Below are 16,162 nucleotides of genomic sequence, written 5' to 3' on the forward strand. Positions count from 1 at the left end.
CGGCCCCCGCGGCACCAACGGGCGCGGGTCCAACGGCCACGGCGCGCACGCCCCGCTGCCGGCCGACGGCGGCCCCGGCTCCCCGTTCTCCGCGACCGCGCTGGGCGGCGGGCACGGCCTGCACGTGACGCTGCGGGCCCTGCGGCGGCTGACCGACGCGGTGACCGCAGTGGTCACGGTCGGCGACGACGGCGGATCGTCGGGCCGGATCCGTCGCGAGCTCGACATCCTCCCGCTGGGCGACCTGCGGATGGCGCTCGACGCCCTCGCCGAGCGCGACCACCTCGGCCCCGCCGACCCGGGCACGGCGCGGCGGCTCTTCGAGCACCGCTTCGGCGGGTCGGGCGCGCTCGCGGGCCACGCCGTCGGCAACCTGGTGCTGGCCGGGCTGCTCGACGTGCTTGGCGACCCGGTGGCCGCGCTCGACGAGGCCGGCCGGATGCTCGGGGTGCGCGGCCGGGTGCTGCCGATGAGCCCGCTGCCGGTCGACCTCGAGGCCGACGTGACCGGGCTGGGGCTCTCGGAGTCCCAGCAGTCCGAGGACGACGTCGCGCACCGCATCCGCGGGCAGGTCGCGGTGGCGACGACGCCGGGCCAGGTCCGGCAGGTCCGCCTGGTCCCGCGCCGCCCGAAGGCGTGCGCCGAGGCCGTGGAGGCGATCCGCACCGCCGACGTCGTGACGCTCGGGCCCGGGTCGTGGTTCACGAGCGTCATGCCGCACCTGCTGGTGCCGGAGCTGTTCACCGCGCTCACCGAGACCGAGGCGCGCCGGGTCCTCGTCCTGAACCTGGCGCCGCAGCCGGGGGAGACGGCCGGGTTCTCGCCCGAGCAACACCTCGACGCGCTCGCCGAGCACGCCCCGCGACTGCGGCTCGACGTGGTGATCGCCGACCCGGACGCCGTCCCGGAGCCCGACCGGCTCCGCCGCGGCGCCGAGGCGTTCGGCGCCACCACCCTGTTCACGGCCGTCGGCGAGTCCGGCGGCGCCCCGCGCCACGACCCCGTGGCCCTGGCCGGGGCCCTGCGCGAAGCGGCGGGCAGTGCCGCCTCGCGCGACCGCGTTCCCGACGACGAGTGGGACGCGCGCGTGGAGACCTGGGGGAGAGCGGGCCGTCGTCGGTTCGGTGGGGGAGACGTGTTCTTCACCCCGACCCGCGACACGTACCGCCACGAGGAGGAGGACCTACGGTGGCCATGACCGCAGCGGTGAAGGACGAACTCAGCCGCCTCGCCGTCACGAAGACCTGCTGCCGCCGCGCCGAGGTGTCGGCGCTGCTGCGGTTCGGGGGCGGGCTGCACATCGTCAACGGGCGCGTGGTGGTCGAGGCGGAGCTCGACACCGGCAACGTCGCCCGACGGCTGCGGCGCGAGATCCACGAGCTCTACGGCCACCAGCCGGAGGTGCACGTGCTCTCGCAGGGCAACCTGCGCAAGGGCACCCGGTACGTGGTGCGGGTGGCCGCCGACGGCGACTCCCTCGCGCGCCAGACCGGGCTGCTCGACCCGCGCGGACGACCGGTGCGGGGTCTCCCGCCCCAGGTGGTCTCGGGCGGCGTGTGCGACGCCGAGGCGGCGTGGCGCGGGGCGTTCCTCGCGCACGGCTCGCTGACCGAGCCCGGCCGCAGCTCCGCCCTGGAGATCACGTGCCCCGGGATGGAGGCGGCGATGGCGCTGGTCGGCGCCGCCCGCCGGCTCGGGGTGGCGGCGAAGGCCCGCGAGGTGCGCGGCGCCGACCGCGTGGTGGTCCGCGACGGCGACGCGATCGGCGCGCTGCTCACCCGGATCGGCGCGCACTCGTCGGTGCTGCAGTGGGAGGAGCGCCGGATGCGCCGCGAGGTGCGCGCGACGGCGAACCGCCTGGCCAATTTCGACGACGCCAACCTGCGCCGCTCGGTGAAGGCCGCCGTGACCGCGTCGGCGCGGGTGAACCGGGCGCTGGAGCTGCTCGGCGACGAGGTGCCCGACCACCTGATCATGGCCGGCCGGCTGCGGGTGGAGCACGAGCAGGCCTCGCTGGAGGAGCTCGGGCAGCTCGCGGAGCCCCCCATGACGAAGGACGCGGTCGCCGGGCGCATCCGGCGCCTGCTCGCGATGGCCGACAAGAAGGCCAAGGACATGCGCGTGCCCGACACCTCCGCCGCCGTCACCGAGGAGATGGAGGACGAGATGGACACGGTGGGCGCGGGCAGCGAACGCTGACCGATCCCGCCCCGGCGACCACGCGGTCGTCGGGAAGGAGCGTGTGAAGCGCTTACGTGTGAGGCGTTCGCGATGGTGCGGCCCCACCGGGCCCTTCGTTAGGGTCGTCCCTGCCAGCGGGAACTCCCGCGCCGGGCAATCCCCGGACACCACGAGAGACGGGACATCGCCGACGTGACCATCAAGATCGGCATCAACGGCTTCGGTCGGATCGGCCGCAACGTCTTCCGCGCGCTCGAGGCCCAGCGCGCCGCCGGTACCGCCGACATCGAGGTCCTGGCGGTCAACGACATCAGCGACAACAAGACCCTCGCGCACCTGCTGCGCTACGACTCGGTGCACGGCCGATTCGACGGCACGGTGGAGTACACCGACTCCGCGCTGATCGTCAACGGCCACGAGGTCAAGGCGTTCGCCGAGCGCGACCCCGCCGACCTGCCCTGGGGCGACCTGGGCGTCGACATCGTCATCGAGTCCTCGGGCATCTTCACCGACGCCGACTCGGCCGGGAAGCACCTCAAGGCCGGCGCCAAGAAGGTCGTCATCTCCGCGCCCGCCAAGGGCGAGGACCTGACCGTCGTCATGGGCATCAACGACAAGGCCTACGACGGGTCGCAGAACATCCTGTCCAACGCCTCCTGCACCACCAACTGCGTGGCGCCGATGGCGAAGGTCCTGCACGACGCCTTCGGCCTGCAGACCGGCTTCATGACGACGGTGCACGCCTACACCGGCGACCAGCGCGTCCACGACGCCCCGCACAAGGACCTGCGCCGCGCCCGCGCCGCCGCGGTGAACATCATCCCGACGACGACCGGTGCGGCCCAGGCGACCGCGCTCGCGCTGCCGGAGCTGGAGGGCAAGCTCAACGGCGTCGCGATGCGCGTGCCGGTGCCCGACGGCTCGGTGACCGACCTGACCGCGACGCTCGACCAGGAGGTCACCGTCGAGCAGGTCAACGAGGCCTTCAGGAAGGCCGCCGAGGGCGAGCTCAAGGGCGTCCTCGTCTACACCGAGGACCCGATCGTCTCCACCGACATCGTCGGCCAGCCCGCCTCGTGCACCTTCGACTCGGGCATGACGAAGGTCCTCAACGGCAACACCGTGAAGATCATCGGCTGGTACGACAACGAGTGGGGCTACTCGAACCGCGTCGTCGACCTGACCACGCTGGTGGGTTCGAAGCTCTGATGCAGACCCTCGACGACCTCCTCGCGGAGGGGGTCCAGGACCGCTTCGTGCTCCTGCGGGCCGACTTCAACGTCCCGCTCGACGGCTACTCGATCACCGACGACGGCCGCATCCGCGCGGCCCTCCCGACGATCACGCGGCTCGTCGGGGGCGGCGCCAAGGTCCTCGTCATGGCCCACCTGGGCCGGATCAAGGACCCCGAGCCGCTGGGCCGCGACAAGCGCTCGAGCCTGTCCCCGGTCGCGGGGAAGCTCGGGCAGCTGCTCGACCAGCGGGTGTCGCTGGCCGAGGACGTCGTCGGGCAGTCCGCCCGCGACGTGGCCGCCTCGCTCACCGCCGGCGGCGTCGCGCTCCTCGCGAACGTGCGGTGCGAGCCGCGCGAGACCGGCTCCGCGTCCGAGCGCGACGCGCTGGCGACGGAGCTCGCCGAGCTCGTGCCCGGCGGGGCGTTCGTGTCGGACGGCTTCGGGGTGGTCCACCGCGAGCAGGCGTCGGTCTACGAGATCGCCCGCAAGCTCCCGGCCTACGGCGGCGACCTCGTCGCCCGCGAGACCGAGGTGCTGCGGCGCCTCACCGGCGACCCGGCCCGGCCGTACGTGGTGATCCTCGGCGGCTCGAAGGTGTCGGACAAGCTCGCGGTGCTGACCAACCTGCTGCCGCGCGTCGACACCCTGCTGGTCGGCGGGGCGATGTGCTTCACCTTCCTCGCCGCCGAGGGGAACGACGTGGGCGGCTCCAAGGTCGAGGCCGACCAGGTCGACACCTGCCGGGAGCTGCTCGCGCAGTACCCGGACACGCTGGTGCTCCCGGTCGACGTCGTCGCGGCGAGCGAGTTCTCCGCCGACGCCGACACCCGCGAGGTGCAGGTCTCGGACATCCCCGAGGGCTGGATGGGGCTCGACGTCGGCCCGGGCACGGTCCGGTTGTTCGGCGAGAAGCTCGCCGACGCCGCCACGGTGTTCTGGAACGGCCCGATGGGCGTGTTCGAGATGGAGCCGTTCGCGGCGGGCACCCGGGGCGTCGCGGAGGCGGTCGCCGACAGCCCGGCGTTCAGCGTCATCGGCGGTGGCGACTCCGCCTCGGCGATCCGGGCAGCGGGGCTCGACGAGGAGCGCTTCGGCCACATCTCGACCGGCGGCGGCGCGTCGCTGGAGTTCCTGGAGGGCAAGGACCTCCCGGGCATCGCCGTGCTCGAGGAGGGGTCCTGATGGCCCGGAAACCGCTCATCGCCGGCAACTGGAAGATGAACCTGAACCACCTCGAGGCCATCGGGACGGTCCAGAAGCTCTTCTTCGCACTGCCGACCAAGTACTTCGACCACGTCGACGTGGCGGTGTGCCCGCCGTTCACGGACCTGCGCAGCGTGCAGACCCTGGTCGACTCCGACGACATGCCGATCACCTACGGCGGTCAGGACCTGTCGCCGGAGGAGTCGGGCGCGTTCACCGGGGACATCTCGGGGGCGATGCTCGCGAAGCTCGGCTGCACGTGGGTGGTGGTGGGGCACTCCGAGCGGCGCACGATCCACGGCGAGGACGACGCGCTGGTCAACCGGAAGGTCTCCGCGGCGCTGAAGCACTCGCTCACCCCGATCCTCTGCCTCGGCGAGGGGGAGGACGTCCGGGAGAGCGGCGCCCACGTCGGGCACTGCACCGCCCAGCTCGACGGGGCGCTCGCGGGGCTCTCCGGCGACGAGGTCGCGCGGATCGTGATCGCCTACGAGCCGGTGTGGGCGATCGGCACCGGGAAGACGGCCACCACGCAGGACGCGCAGGAGGTCTGCCACGCGCTCCGGGCGCGGCTGCGCGAGCTGCACGGCGGCGCGGTGGCCGACGCGGTGCGCATCCTCTACGGCGGCTCGGTGAAGTCGGGCAACGTCAAGGAGCTCGTCGCGCAGGCCGACATCGACGGCGCGCTCGTCGGCGGGGCCTCGCTCGACCCCGAGGGCTTCGCCGAGCTGTGCGCGCTCGCCGCGGGCGGCCCGCTGTAGTCCCTGCTCGGACGACGGGCCCCTCCTGACGAGGAGGGGCCCGTCGTCGTTCCGGGCCCGTGACCCGATCGGGCGATGATCGTTGGGCCCGGTGAGCAGCAGTCCCACCCCGGGCTCTCCCGTCGGAGGGGCCGGGTAGTGTGACGCACGAACTCCCGCCCCGCACGACGAGGCGGGACCACCCCCGAAGGCGGAGGTCACGGAGCCCGAGATGCGACTGTTCCTCGAGATCCTGCTCATCGTGTCCAGCGTCCTGCTGGTCCTGCTGGTGCTGCTGCACCGCGGTCGGGGCGGTGGTCTCTCGTCGCTGTTCGGCGGCGGCGTGCAGTCGAGTCTCGCGGGCTCCAGCGTGGTCGAGAAGAACCTCGACCGGCTCACCCTGTTCGTCGGCGCGATCTGGTTGATCGCGATCGTCGGGACGGGCCTGCTCATCAAGATCGAAGGCTGACGACCGGCCCGGACGCGTCGACCGGGCTCGTGACGATGCGGAGGTATCGCCGACATGGCCACTGGTAACGCGATCCGGGGAACCCGGGTCGGGTCCGGTCCGACGGGGGAGTCCGAGCGGGGCGAGAGCGCCAAGCGGACCGTGGTCTCGTTCTGGTGCTCGAACGGCCACGAGACCCAGCCGTCGTTCGCGCACGACGCCGAGCTCCCCAGCACGTGGGACTGCCCCCGCTGCGGCCTGCCGGCGAACACCGACATGAAGAACCCGCCGCCCGCGCGGCGCACCGAGCCGTACAAGACGCACCTGGCGTACGTGAAGGAGCGGCGCTCCGACGCCGACGGCGAGGCGCTCCTCGAGGAGGCCCTCTCCAAGCTCCGGGCCCGTCGCGGCGAGAACTGATGTTGACCCGGCCCTGATCTTTGGCAGGGTGACGGCGTGTCCACCGCCGAAGTCACCGACACCCGCTTCTCGCTGAGCCAGGCCGACATCCCGTCGGCCTGGTTCAACGTCGCCCCGCACCTGTCGAGCCCCCTCGACCCGCCGCTGCACCCCGCCACGCGGGAGCCGGTGGGGCCCGCCGACCTCGCGCCGCTGTTCGCGGAGGAGCTGATCGGCCAGGAGATGTCGGCCGACCCGTGGATCGACATCCCGGGTGAGGTGCTCGACGTCCTGCGCCTGTGGCGGCCCACCCCCCTGGTCCGCGCCCGTCGCCTGGAGGCGGCCCTGGGGACCACGGCCCGGATCTACTTCAAGGACGAGTCGGTGTCGCCCGCCGGCTCGCACAAGCCGAACTCGGCGGTGCCGCAGGCGTTCTACAACGCCCGCGAGGGCATCAAGCGGCTCGCGACGGAGACCGGCGCGGGGCAGTGGGGCACCGCGCTCTCGTTCGCGTGCGCGCAGTACGACCTCGAGTGCGCCGTCTACATGGTCCGCAGGAGCTTCGAGCAGAAGCCCTACCGCAAGGTCATCATGGAGACGTGGGGCGGCACGGTCGTCCCGTCCCCGATCGACGACCCCGACAACGCCGGCTCGCTCGGCGCCGCGATCTCCGACGCCGTCCGCGACGCCGTGGGCCGCGACGACACTCACTACGCGCTCGGCTCGGTGCTCAACCACGTCCTGCTGCACCAGACGGTGATCGGGCTCGAGGCGCAGCAGCAGCTCGCGATGGCGGGGGAGACCCGGCCTGACGTGGTGATCGCACCGTGCGGCGGTGGGTCGAACCTCGGCGGGATCGCCCTGCCGTTCCTGCCCGACCCGGCCGTCCGGCTGCTCGCCGCCGAGCCGGCCTCGTGCCCCACGCTCACGCAGGGCACCTACGAGTACGACTTCGGCGACACCGCCGGGCTCACGCCGATGATGAACATGTACACCCTCGGCGCCGACTTCATGCCGCCCGGCATCCACGCGGGCGGCCTGCGCTACCACGGCGACTCGCCGATCGTCTCCAAGCTGGTGCACGAGGGCCGGATGGAGGCGGTCGCGCACCGGCAGCGGGCGGTGTTCGAGGCGAACGTGCTGTTCGCGCGGGTGGAGGGCAAGCTCCCGGCGCCCGAGGCCGGGCACGGGATCGCGTCGGTTATCGCCGAGGCGAAGGACGCCACGGCCAAGGGCGAGGACCGGGTCATCCTGTTCAACTACTGCGGGCACGGCCTGCTCGACCTGGCCGCCTACCAGGAGTACCTCGCGGGCGACCTGGCCGAGGAGCCGTAGGCGACCGCCCTCAGCCCAACCCGACCGGCCGGGGTTCCACCAGCGACGTCTTGATCACCGACGTCACCGTGGAGCCCCGGTCGGTCCACTGCTCCAGCACGCGGTCGAGGTCGCCGACGTCGCGGACCTGGATCCGGACGAGCAGGCAGTCCTCCCCGGTGATCCGGTGCGCCTCGGTGACCTCGGGGGCCCGCCCGACGAGCTGCTCGAGGGACTTCCCCTGCCCCATCGCGGGCCGCACGCGCACCCAGGCACCGATGGGGTAGCCGACCGCCGCCGGGTCGACGTCGAGGCGGTAGCCGCGGATGACACCGCTGCGCTCCAGGCGCTGCACCCGCTCGGTGACCGCCGGCGCCGACATCCCGACGACCCGCCCCAGCGCGCTCATCGACAGCCGCGGGTCGTCGACGAGGGCCCGCAGGATGGCCCGGTTGACGTCGTCGAGCAGGCCCTTGTCGTTCTCCAGGTGGGACCGGCCCTGGCGTTCGAGAACTGTCGTCATCGGGCCATCATCGCCGTGACATGCCCATGTCGTCCAGGCCCCGGACCTTCCAGACTGGAGGCATGTCAGACGACGGTGCCGAGGCCGACCGGCAGGGCCGCGGGCGAGCCCCAGGCCGCCGCGAGCCGGTCGACGGCGTCGTCGAGCACGTCGACGGGGTGGGTGAAGGGCAGGCGCAGGAAGTTCTCGAACGCCCCGCCGGTGCCGAACCGGGGCCCCGCCGCCAGGTGGAGGCCGTGGCGGGCGGCCGTGTCGACCAGCGCGCTCGAGCGTGGGGCGCCGAGGTCGATCCACAGGCTGAACCCGCCGCTCGGGCGTTGGACGGTCCACTCGGGGAACTCCCGGTGCACGGCCGCCAGGAGGTGGTCGCGGCGCGCCGCCATGGCCGCCCGCCGGTCGTCCAGGAGATCGTCGAGCCGGGCGAGCAGGCCCGTCGCGACGAGCTGCTCGAGGACCGGCGAGGCGATGTCGTCGGAGGCCCGGCTGGTGGCGATCCGGCGCAGCACCGCCCGCGGGCCCCGCAACCAGCCGATCCGCACGCCACCCCACACGGTCTTGCTCAGCGACCCGATCGTCAGGACCGGGGCCTCCCCGGCCACGGCCGCCCAGGCCCCCAGCGGCGGCCCGACGGGCTCGTCGAGCCACATGTCGCGCAGGCAGTCGTCGACCACCAGGGGCACCCCGTGGCGGCGGGCCGCGGCGACGACCGCGCCGCGCGTCTCGGCGTCCATCACGGCGCCGGTCGGGTTGTGGTGGTCGGGGATCAGGTAGGCCAGCGCCGGCGCCGACTCCCGCAGGGCCGCGGCGAAGCTGCCGACGTCCCAGCGGGTGCGGCCCGCCCCGTCCCGGTCGAGCGCCACGGGCACCGGCCGCGCGGAGGCGTGCCGGACGAGGTCGACGGCGCCGGGGTAGGTGGGCTGCTCGAGCAGCACCCGGTCGCCGGGGCGCACCAGGGCCCGCACGACGAGCGCGTGGGCGTGCTGGGCACCGCCGGTCACCATGACCTCGTCGGGCGCGGTCGGCAGTCCCTGCGCGCTCAGGCGGTCGGCGATCGCGGCGCGCAGGGACGGGAGTCCGAGCAGCTCGTAGCCGGGCCCGACGAGGTGGGTGGGCAGCACGGCGAGCGCGTCCTGCGTCGCGGCGACCATCGCCTCCGCAGGGGCGGCCGGGGCGGCGTGCGCCAGGTCGATGACGCCGACCGGGAGGTCGGGCGCCACGACGAAGGCCCCCGACGGGGCGAAGGGCGACGCCGTCGACCGGCGGGTGCTCGCGGGCAGGGCCGTCCAGGTCCCGGAGCCCCGGCGCCGGGCGAGGTGGCCGCTCTCGCGGAGCTCGCCGTAGGCCGCCGCGACCGTGCCCCGCCCCACCCCGAGCGCCAGCGCCAGCTCCCGCTCGCTCGGCACGCGCGTGCCCACCGCGAGCCGGCCGTCGCCGAGCATCGTGCGGATGCGGCCGGCCAGGGCCGCGTACCCCACGCGGTCGTCCCCGGCGATCCCGCCGAGGTGCCGGACGAGGGCCGAGCCGGTGATCTGGTCGTCCACGACGCACCTGCCACTTCCTGCCACGTGACGAGCCACTCGGAACGAAGTGGCTCTGTCAGGACGTTCGATCAGTAGCCACTCTAGAGCCAGTAGCCACTCAGCAGCCACATCCCCTGCCACACCACACGGAGAATCCCATGATCGCGTTCGGCATCGTCGTCGTCCTCGTCCTCGTCGCGGTGGCCCGCTACGGCGCGGACACCCGCTTCGAGGCAACCGACCACCGCGACCCCGCCCTGCCGCGGGGCCCGCAGCACGCCCACACCCCGGCCTCGGACCTGCGCCGGCTCGGCGGCGTCGCCCGCCGGCTCACCGCGCAGCGCCAGCTCTGGGCCGCCTACGACGCGCAGCTGCGCCCCTGGGAGACGCAGCGCAGCGGAGCTCGACCCGTCGGGTGGGAGACCCGGCGCGGCCTCCGCCCGGTCGCCTAGCACCCGGACACACGACGAGGGGGCCACCGCAGCTGCGGTGGCCCCCTCGTGTGCTCTCTACAGCTGGCCGGCCGCCTCGCGGTCGAGCAGCCACATCGTCCGCTCGCTCCCGGCCAGCCCGGCCAGCGGGATCTCGACCTCGCCCGCCCCGTGGGCGGCCTTCCCGAGCGCCTCGGCCTTGCCCGGGCCGGTGGCCACCAGCCACACCTCGCGGGCCGACCGGGCGGCCGCGAGGGTCAGCGAGATCCGGGTCGGCGGCGGCTTCGGGCAGTCGCGCACCGCGACCACCCCGGCCGCCGTGGCGTGCACGGCGGGGGAGTCGGGGAAGATCGACAGCGTGTGGCCCTCGGGGCCGCAGCCGGCGAGCAGCACGTCGAACGCCGGGATGCCCGGGACGCCCTCCCCGAGCCGGGCGGCGGCCTCGGTGAGCACCTGCGCGTAGGCCTCCGCCCCGGCGTCCGGGTCGGCGGAGTCCTCCGACTCGAGTGCCGACGGACCCGGCGTCGAGGACGCCATCGGGTGCACGCGCGCCGGGTCGACGTCGACCCGGTCGAGCAGCGCCGCCCGGGCCTGGGCGTCGTTGCGCTCGGCGTCGCCCGCGGGGACGAAGCGCTCGTCGCCCCAGAAGACCTCGACGGCCGACCAGTCGACGGAGTCGCGGTCGGCCGAGGCGGCGACGGCCTCGAGCATCGCGATGCCGATGCCCCCGCCGGTGAGCACCACCGACGCGACCCCCCGGGCCGCCTGGGCCTCCCGGAGCGCCGCGAGCAGCCGCGACGCGCCCTCGGCGGCGACCGCCTCGTCGTCGGGAAGGGTGACGACCTCGGGCCCGCTCATGCGCGGGCCTTCGTCCGGGACGACGACCGTCGTCCGCCCCCGGACCGCGGGATGGCGGCGAGCGCCTCCTCGAAGATCTCGTCGCGGTCGAGGCGCCGGAGCTCCTCGGCCAGGCACTCCCGCGCGGTGCGCCGGGACAGGGCGACCCGGCGGACGGGCTGGCCCGGCTGGGTGAGCCGGGCCGTCTTGGAGTCGAGCCGCCGGAGCTCGACGTTGCCCGAGGGCCGGATCAGCCGGACCGCGCCGACGTGGCCCCCGGGGACCTCGACGGTGGAGCGGGTGACCGGCACGTCGAGCCGGGAGGAGAGCCACCCGGCCAGCAGGTCGGCCGAGGCCGACTCGGCGACCCCGTCGACCTCGGCGCGCGTGATGTCCTCGTACGGCGGCTCGTCGAGCGCCGCGGTGAGCAGGGCACGCCAGGAGGTGATCCGGCTCCAGGCGATGTCGGTGTCACCGGGCCGGTAGTGGTTGCCGAGGCGCACCAGGGTGCGCGAGGGCGACTTCGTGGTCGAGACGTCGGTGATGCGACGGCCGGCCACGGAGCCCACCGGGTCCTCCGACGGCGAGACCGGCGGCTCGCCGGGCCACCAGGTGACGATCGGGGCGTCGGGCAGCAGCAGCGGCACGATGATCGAGCCGCCCTGGTCGGCCAGGGGCCCGTACATCCGCAGGACGATGACCTCGCTCGCCCCGGCGTCGCCGCCGATGCGGATCTGGGCGTCGAGCCGGGAGGCCGCCCGCCGGATGCCGCGGGCGAGCACCAGGACGCGGCACGGGTGCTCGCGCGAGGCGTCGTTCGCGGCCTGGATGGCCTGCTCGGCCTCGGGGCCGTCCTCGGTGGAGATCACGAGCGTGAGGACGCGCCCGAGGGCGACGGCCCCCGCGGACTCGCGCAGCTCCACCATCTTGCGGTTGACCGCCGAGGTGTCGGTCGACGGCAGGTCGACGATCATGGACGTCTCCAGACGCGGCCGGTGCGGGAGAGCAGCTCGTCGGCCGAGGGGGGGCCCCAGGTGCCGGCGGCGTACGCGTCGGGGGAGCCCTCCCGGTGCCACTGCTCGATGACCGGGTCGAGGATCCTCCAGGAGAGCTCGACCTCGGCGTTGGTGGGGAACAGCGACGGCTCACCGAGCAGGACGTCGAGCAGCAGGCGCTCGTAGGCCTCGGGGGAGGCCTCGGTGAACGCCGTGCCGTACCCGAAGTCCATGGTCACGTCGCGGACCTCCATGCCCGACCCGGGCACCTTGGACCCGAACCGGAGCGTGACGCCCTCGTCGGGCTGGACCCGCACCACCAGGGCGTTCTGACCGAGCTCCTCGGTCATCGTCTGGTCGAACGGCAGGTGCGGCGCCCGCTTGAACACCACCGCGATCTCGGTGACCCGGCGCCCGAGGCGCTTGCCCGTGCGCAGGTAGAACGGCACCCCGGCCCAGCGCCGCGTGTTCACAGAACAGGTGATCGCGGCGTAGGTCTCGGTGACCGAGTCGGTGGGGAAGCCCTCCTCCTGCTGCAGGCCGCGGACCTCGCGGCTGCCCTGCCACCCGGCCGTGTACTGGCCGCGCGCGGTGGTCTCGCCCAGGGGCTCGGCGAGCTTCGTCGCGGAGAGGACCTTGATCTTCTCCTCGCGCAGGTCGTCGGGGGAGAACGAGAGGGGCTCCTCCATCGCGGTGAGCGCGAGGAGCTGCAGCAGGTGGTTCTGGATGACGTCGCGGGCGGCGCCGATGCCGTCGTAGTAGCCCGCGCGCCCGCCCACCCCGATGTCCTCGGCCATCGTGATCTGCACGTGGTCGACGTGGTGGGCGTTCCAGATCGGCTCGAACAGCTCGTTCGCGAAGCGCAGCGCCAGCAGGTTCTGCACCGTCTCCTTGCCGAGGTAGTGGTCGATGCGGAACACCGACTCCTCGGGGAAGACGTCGTTGACGATCGCGTTGAGCTCCTTGGCGGAGCGCAGGTCGTGGCCGAACGGCTTCTCGATCACCACGCGGCGCCAGGAGTCCTCGTCCGAGTCGGCCAGGCCGGAGCGCGAGAGCTGCTTGCACACCGTCGGGAACGCGTCGGGCGGGACCGAGAGGTAGAACGCGTGGTTGCCGTTGGTGCCGCGCTCGGTGTCGAGCTCGTGCACCGTCTCGGCGAGCCGGTCGAAGGCGTCGTCGTCGTCGAAGGAGCCCTGGACGAACCGCAGGCCCTCCGCGAGCCGGTCCCACACCTCGGACCGGAACGGCGTCCTCGAGTGCTGCTGGACCGCGTCGTGCACGACCTCGGCGAAGTCCTGGTGCTCCCAGTCGCGCCGGGCGAACCCGACCAGGGCGAAGCCCGGGGGCAGGAGCCCCCGGTTCGCCAGGTCGTAGATCGCGGGCATCAGCTTCTTGCGCGCGAGGTCGCCGGTGACGCCGAACAGCACGAGGCCGCTCGGACCGGCGATCCGCGGCAGGCGCTTGTCACGCGCGTCGCGGAGGGGGTTCAGCCAGTCCTGGTCGGCCGCGGGTCCGGCTGGGCTCATCGCGTGACCTCGGTATCCCGGCCCGTCGCTGCGCTCGCCTCGCTGACGGCGTTGGTCAGCGCCACCAGACCCGCCGCCCGGTCGGCCAGGTGCAGCCGCAGGACGGGCCGGCCGTGCGCCGCGATGACCTGGGCGTCGCCGTCGGCCTGCGCGTGCTGGAGCTGGCCGAAGGTGAAGGGCTGGTCGGGGATCGCGAGGTCGTCGGCGACGGACCCCGTGATCTGCAGGAACACCCCGTTCTGGTGCCCGCCCTTGTGGTACTGCCCGGTGGAGTGCAGGAACCGCGGGCCCCACCCGAAGGTGGTCTGCAGTCCGGTGCGCTTCGCGATCTCGGGGCGCAGCACCTCGGCCGAGGCGTCGTCGAGCCGGTCGAGGTAGGCCTGGACCGCGACGTAGCCGTGGTCGGGGGCCTGGGCGATCAGCGCACGGAGGGCGTCGGCGAGGGTCGAGGGCGACCCGAGCCAGTCGCCGCCCAGGCTGCGGACCTCGACGGGGCCGTCGACGAGCGCCGGCTCCACCTCGGCGGCCGAGTCCGAGTCGGACCCGGAGCCGTCGAGCAGCTCGCGGGTGGCCTGCTTGGCCGACTCGACGTCGGGCTGGTCGAACGGGTCGATCCCGATGAGGCGCCCCGCCAGGGCCACCGCGGTCTCCCAGAGCAGGAACTGCGCCCCGAGCGACCCCTCGGTCGCGATCTGGGCGCCCCCGACGGCCGGCCCGAGGGTCACGACCGTCGCGTCGGCGCCGTGGTCGGCGAAGCCGGGGGCGTCGGGGGACTCGACGACCACCGGGAGCAGGCCGATGCCCTGCTTGCCGGTCGACTCCGCGATCAGCTGCTCGGCCCAGTCGCCGAAGCCGATCAGTCCGGAGCCGGAGTCGGCCAGCACGACCTTCTCCGCGCCCGCGTTGTGCGCCGCCGCCAGGGCGGCGCCGAGCAGGATCGCGGGGTTGTCGGCCGAGTCGCGCTGCAGCTCGGGCGCGGCCGCGGCGGCCTCGTCGAGCAGGCCGTCGACGTCGACCCCGGCCAGCGCCGAGGGCACCAGCCCGAAGGCGGTGAGCGCCGAGTAGCGCCCGCCGACCTCGGGATCGGCCTCGATGATCGCGCGGTAGCCCTTGTCGGCCGCGAGGTCGGCGAGCTTGGTGCCCGGGTCGGTCACGACGACCATGCGGGTCGCCGCGTCGATGCCGTTCGCCTCGAACACCTGGGTGAACACGCGTCGCTGGCTGTCGGTCTCGACGGTGCCGCCGGACTTGGAGCTGACGACCAGCACCGTGCGGGAGAGGTCGCCCGCGAGCGCGTCGGAGACCTGGCCCGGGTCGGTGGTGTCGAGCACCGTGATCGGGTGCGCGCCACCGACGGCCGAGCCCGAGCGGGTGTGGCAGATGACCTCGGGGGCGAGCGAGGAGCCGCCCATGCCCGCGAGCACCACCCGGTCGACGCCGTCGGCGTGCAGCTCACCGCGCAGCGCGGTGAGCCGCTCCACCAGGGGCTTCGACGACTCGTACAGCGTCACCCACGACAGCCGCCGCGAGGCCTCGTCCTGCGCGTCGGGGCCCCAGAGCGAGGCGTCCTTCGCGGCGAGCTTGGAGGCCACCTGGTCGCCGACCAGCTTCTCGACGAGCGCCGAGGCGGCGTCGGCGAGCTGCGGGTCGACGAGGGAGACGCTCAGCGGCGCCTCGACGGGCGCGCTCACGACTGCTCCGGGCTGCGCCGGGTGAGCTGCTCACCGAGGGTCTCGAGGAGCTCGGTCCACGCCTTCTCGAACTTCTCGACGCCCTCGTCCTCGATGACCCGGAAGACGTCGCTGACGTCGATGCCGACGCTCGCCAGGGCGGCGAAGACCTCGCCGGCGGCGTCGGCGGTGCCCGACACGGCGTCGCCGTGCAGCTCGCCGTGGTCGGCGAAGGCGTCGAGCGTGGCCTCGGGCATCGTGTTCACGGTGTCGGGCGCGGCCAGCTCGGTGACGTAGAGCGTGTCGGGGTAGGCCTTGTTCTTGACCCCGGTGGAGGCCCACAGCGGGCGCTGGACCTTGGCCCCGGCGCCCTTGAGGGTCGCCCAGCGCTCGTTGCCGAAGGCGTCCTGCCAGGCCTGGTAGGCCAGCCGGGCGTTCGCGATCGCGGCGGTGCCGCGCAGCGCGAGCGCGGCGTCGGTCCCGATCTCGTCGAGGCGCTTGTCGACCTCGGAGTCGACGCGCGAGACGAAGAACGAGGCGACCGAGGCGATCGTCGAGACGTCGTGCCCGTTGGCGCGGGCCTGCTCCATCCCGGCGAGGAACGCGTCGATGACGGCGCGGTAGCGCTCGACGGAGAAGATCAGCGTGACGTTGACGCTGACGCCCTCGGCGAGCACGCGGGTGATGGCCGGCAGGCCCTCGGGCGTCGCCGGGATCTTGATCATCAGGTTGGGCCGGTCGACGGTCTTCCAGAGGTCGAGCGCCTCGACGACCGTCTTCTCGGTGTCGTGCGCGCTGCGCGGGTCGACCTCGAGCGAGACCAGGCCGTCCTTCTGGTCGGTCGAGGAGTACACGCCGCGGAAGATGTCGCAGGCGTGCCGCACGTCGTCGGTGGTGATCTCGCGGACGGCGTCCTCGACCGAGGCGCCGCGACCGGCGAGGTCGTCGAGCTGCTCGGCGTAGTGGTCGGCGTCGGCGAGGGCCGCCTGGAAGATCGACGGGTTGGAGGTGACGCCGACGACGTGCTTCTCGTCGATGAGCGAGGCCAGGTTGCCGCTCATGATGCGCTGGCGGGAGAGGTCGTCGAGCCAGATGGAGACTCCGGCGGCCGAGAGGTCGGCCAGGGGGTTCGTCATGATG

16 protein-coding genes are annotated in these 16,162 nt (G+C 73.7%); 9 read left to right on the top strand and 7 right to left on the bottom strand.

From position 1 onward, the window contains the following. Positions 1-55: 55 nt before the first annotated feature. The 8 genes from ACFPBZ_RS19075 to ACFPBZ_RS19110 all read left to right on the top strand — a co-directional run bounded on the left by ACFPBZ_RS19075 (position 56) and on the right by ACFPBZ_RS19110 (position 7,541). Positions 56-1,198 carry a gluconeogenesis factor YvcK family protein gene (locus ACFPBZ_RS19075; RefSeq protein ID WP_378037730.1) on the top strand — a complete coding sequence of 381 codons (1,143 nt, stop codon included), beginning with the start codon at positions 56-58 and terminating at the stop codon, positions 1,196-1,198. Next, positions 1,189-2,199 carry a DNA-binding protein WhiA gene (gene whiA / locus ACFPBZ_RS19080; RefSeq protein WP_378037680.1) on the top strand — a complete coding sequence of 337 codons (1,011 nt, stop codon included), beginning with the start codon at positions 1,189-1,191 and terminating at the stop codon, positions 2,197-2,199. Before ACFPBZ_RS19075 ends, whiA begins: the two co-directional genes overlap by 10 nt. Before the next feature lie 174 nt (positions 2,200-2,373). Then, on the top strand, positions 2,374-3,390 hold the full coding sequence (gene gap / locus ACFPBZ_RS19085; protein ID WP_378037681.1) for a type I glyceraldehyde-3-phosphate dehydrogenase: 1,017 nt from the start codon (positions 2,374-2,376) through the stop codon (positions 3,388-3,390). After that, on the top strand, positions 3,390-4,598 hold the full coding sequence (locus ACFPBZ_RS19090; protein WP_378037682.1) for a phosphoglycerate kinase: 1,209 nt from the start codon (positions 3,390-3,392) through the stop codon (positions 4,596-4,598). The genes gap and ACFPBZ_RS19090 overlap by 1 nt, the downstream gene beginning before the upstream one ends. Continuing rightward, entirely contained in the window at positions 4,598-5,380 is a 783-nt protein-coding gene (tpiA, locus tag ACFPBZ_RS19095) for a triose-phosphate isomerase (protein ID WP_378037683.1), read from the top strand. Before ACFPBZ_RS19090 ends, tpiA begins: the two co-directional genes overlap by 1 nt. A gap of 211 nt (positions 5,381-5,591) precedes the next feature. Further along, on the top strand, positions 5,592-5,828 hold the full coding sequence (gene secG, locus ACFPBZ_RS19100) for a preprotein translocase subunit SecG (RefSeq protein WP_018333624.1): 237 nt from the start codon (positions 5,592-5,594) through the stop codon (positions 5,826-5,828). 54 nt (positions 5,829-5,882) lie between these two features. After that, the gene (locus ACFPBZ_RS19105; RefSeq protein ID WP_378037684.1) at positions 5,883-6,227 is read left to right on the top strand and encodes an RNA polymerase-binding protein RbpA; all 345 of its coding nucleotides are present in this window, start codon (positions 5,883-5,885) and stop codon (positions 6,225-6,227) included. 36 nt (positions 6,228-6,263) lie between these two features. Continuing rightward, a complete protein-coding gene (locus ACFPBZ_RS19110) occupies positions 6,264-7,541 on the top strand; it encodes a TrpB-like pyridoxal phosphate-dependent enzyme (RefSeq protein ID WP_378037685.1) in 1,278 nt (425 codons plus the stop codon). 10 nt (positions 7,542-7,551) lie between these two features. Here ACFPBZ_RS19110 and ACFPBZ_RS19115 read toward each other — a convergent pair whose 3' ends face one another. Both ACFPBZ_RS19115 and yczR read right to left on the bottom strand, forming a co-directional pair. Further along, a complete protein-coding gene (locus ACFPBZ_RS19115; RefSeq protein WP_378037686.1) occupies positions 7,552-8,043 on the bottom strand; it encodes an Lrp/AsnC family transcriptional regulator in 492 nt (163 codons plus the stop codon). 65 nt (positions 8,044-8,108) lie between these two features. Then, entirely contained in the window at positions 8,109-9,584 is a 1,476-nt protein-coding gene (gene yczR / locus ACFPBZ_RS19120; protein WP_378037687.1) for a MocR-like transcription factor YczR, read from the bottom strand. A gap of 137 nt (positions 9,585-9,721) precedes the next feature. Between yczR and ACFPBZ_RS19125 the strand changes: the two genes are divergently transcribed. Next, the gene (locus ACFPBZ_RS19125; protein ID WP_378037688.1) at positions 9,722-10,015 is read left to right on the top strand and encodes a hypothetical protein; all 294 of its coding nucleotides are present in this window, start codon (positions 9,722-9,724) and stop codon (positions 10,013-10,015) included. Positions 10,016-10,072: 57 nt separating this feature from the next. Here ACFPBZ_RS19125 and pgl read toward each other — a convergent pair whose 3' ends face one another. The 5 genes from pgl to tal are packed head-to-tail and all read right to left on the bottom strand — an operon-like array spanning position 10,073 to position 16,158. Further along, positions 10,073-10,852: a 6-phosphogluconolactonase gene (pgl, locus tag ACFPBZ_RS19130; protein ID WP_378037689.1), complete on the bottom strand. Its 780-nt coding sequence runs from the start codon at positions 10,850-10,852 to the stop codon at positions 10,073-10,075. Then, positions 10,849-11,805: a glucose-6-phosphate dehydrogenase assembly protein OpcA gene (locus tag ACFPBZ_RS19135; protein WP_378037690.1), complete on the bottom strand. Its 957-nt coding sequence runs from the start codon at positions 11,803-11,805 to the stop codon at positions 10,849-10,851. Before ACFPBZ_RS19135 ends, pgl begins: the two co-directional genes overlap by 4 nt. Continuing rightward, entirely contained in the window at positions 11,802-13,352 is a 1,551-nt protein-coding gene (gene zwf / locus ACFPBZ_RS19140; RefSeq protein ID WP_378037691.1) for a glucose-6-phosphate dehydrogenase, read from the bottom strand. Before zwf ends, ACFPBZ_RS19135 begins: the two co-directional genes overlap by 4 nt. Next, the gene (locus ACFPBZ_RS19145; protein ID WP_378037692.1) at positions 13,349-15,043 is read right to left on the bottom strand and encodes a glucose-6-phosphate isomerase; all 1,695 of its coding nucleotides are present in this window, start codon (positions 15,041-15,043) and stop codon (positions 13,349-13,351) included. Before ACFPBZ_RS19145 ends, zwf begins: the two co-directional genes overlap by 4 nt. Beyond that, a complete protein-coding gene (gene tal / locus ACFPBZ_RS19150) occupies positions 15,040-16,158 on the bottom strand; it encodes a transaldolase (RefSeq protein ID WP_378037693.1) in 1,119 nt (372 codons plus the stop codon). The genes ACFPBZ_RS19145 and tal overlap by 4 nt, the downstream gene beginning before the upstream one ends. Positions 16,159-16,162: the final 4 nt, after the last annotated feature.

This window comes from Actinomycetospora atypica, from assembly GCF_042653685.1.
GTDB lineage: Bacteria > Actinomycetota > Actinomycetes > Mycobacteriales > Pseudonocardiaceae > Actinomycetospora > Actinomycetospora atypica.

Coding starts and splice junctions, on each gene's coding strand:
- ACFPBZ_RS19090 (WP_378037682.1), top strand. CDS start 3,390: ATGCAGACCCTCGACGACCTCCTCGCGGAGGGGGTCCAGGACCGCTTC.
- tpiA (WP_378037683.1), top strand. CDS start 4,598: ATGGCCCGGAAACCGCTCATCGCCGGCAACTGGAAGATGAACCTGAAC.
- secG (WP_018333624.1), top strand. CDS start 5,592: ATGCGACTGTTCCTCGAGATCCTGCTCATCGTGTCCAGCGTCCTGCTG.
- ACFPBZ_RS19105 (WP_378037684.1), top strand. CDS start 5,883: ATGGCCACTGGTAACGCGATCCGGGGAACCCGGGTCGGGTCCGGTCCG.
- ACFPBZ_RS19115 (WP_378037686.1), bottom strand. CDS start 8,043: ATGACGACAGTTCTCGAACGCCAGGGCCGGTCCCACCTGGAGAACGAC.
- ACFPBZ_RS19125 (WP_378037688.1), top strand. CDS start 9,722: ATGATCGCGTTCGGCATCGTCGTCGTCCTCGTCCTCGTCGCGGTGGCC.
- pgl (WP_378037689.1), bottom strand. CDS start 10,852: ATGAGCGGGCCCGAGGTCGTCACCCTTCCCGACGACGAGGCGGTCGCC.
- ACFPBZ_RS19135 (WP_378037690.1), bottom strand. CDS start 11,805: ATGATCGTCGACCTGCCGTCGACCGACACCTCGGCGGTCAACCGCAAG.
- zwf (WP_378037691.1), bottom strand. CDS start 13,352: ATGAGCCCAGCCGGACCCGCGGCCGACCAGGACTGGCTGAACCCCCTC.
- tal (WP_378037693.1), bottom strand. CDS start 16,158: ATGACGAACCCCCTGGCCGACCTCTCGGCCGCCGGAGTCTCCATCTGG.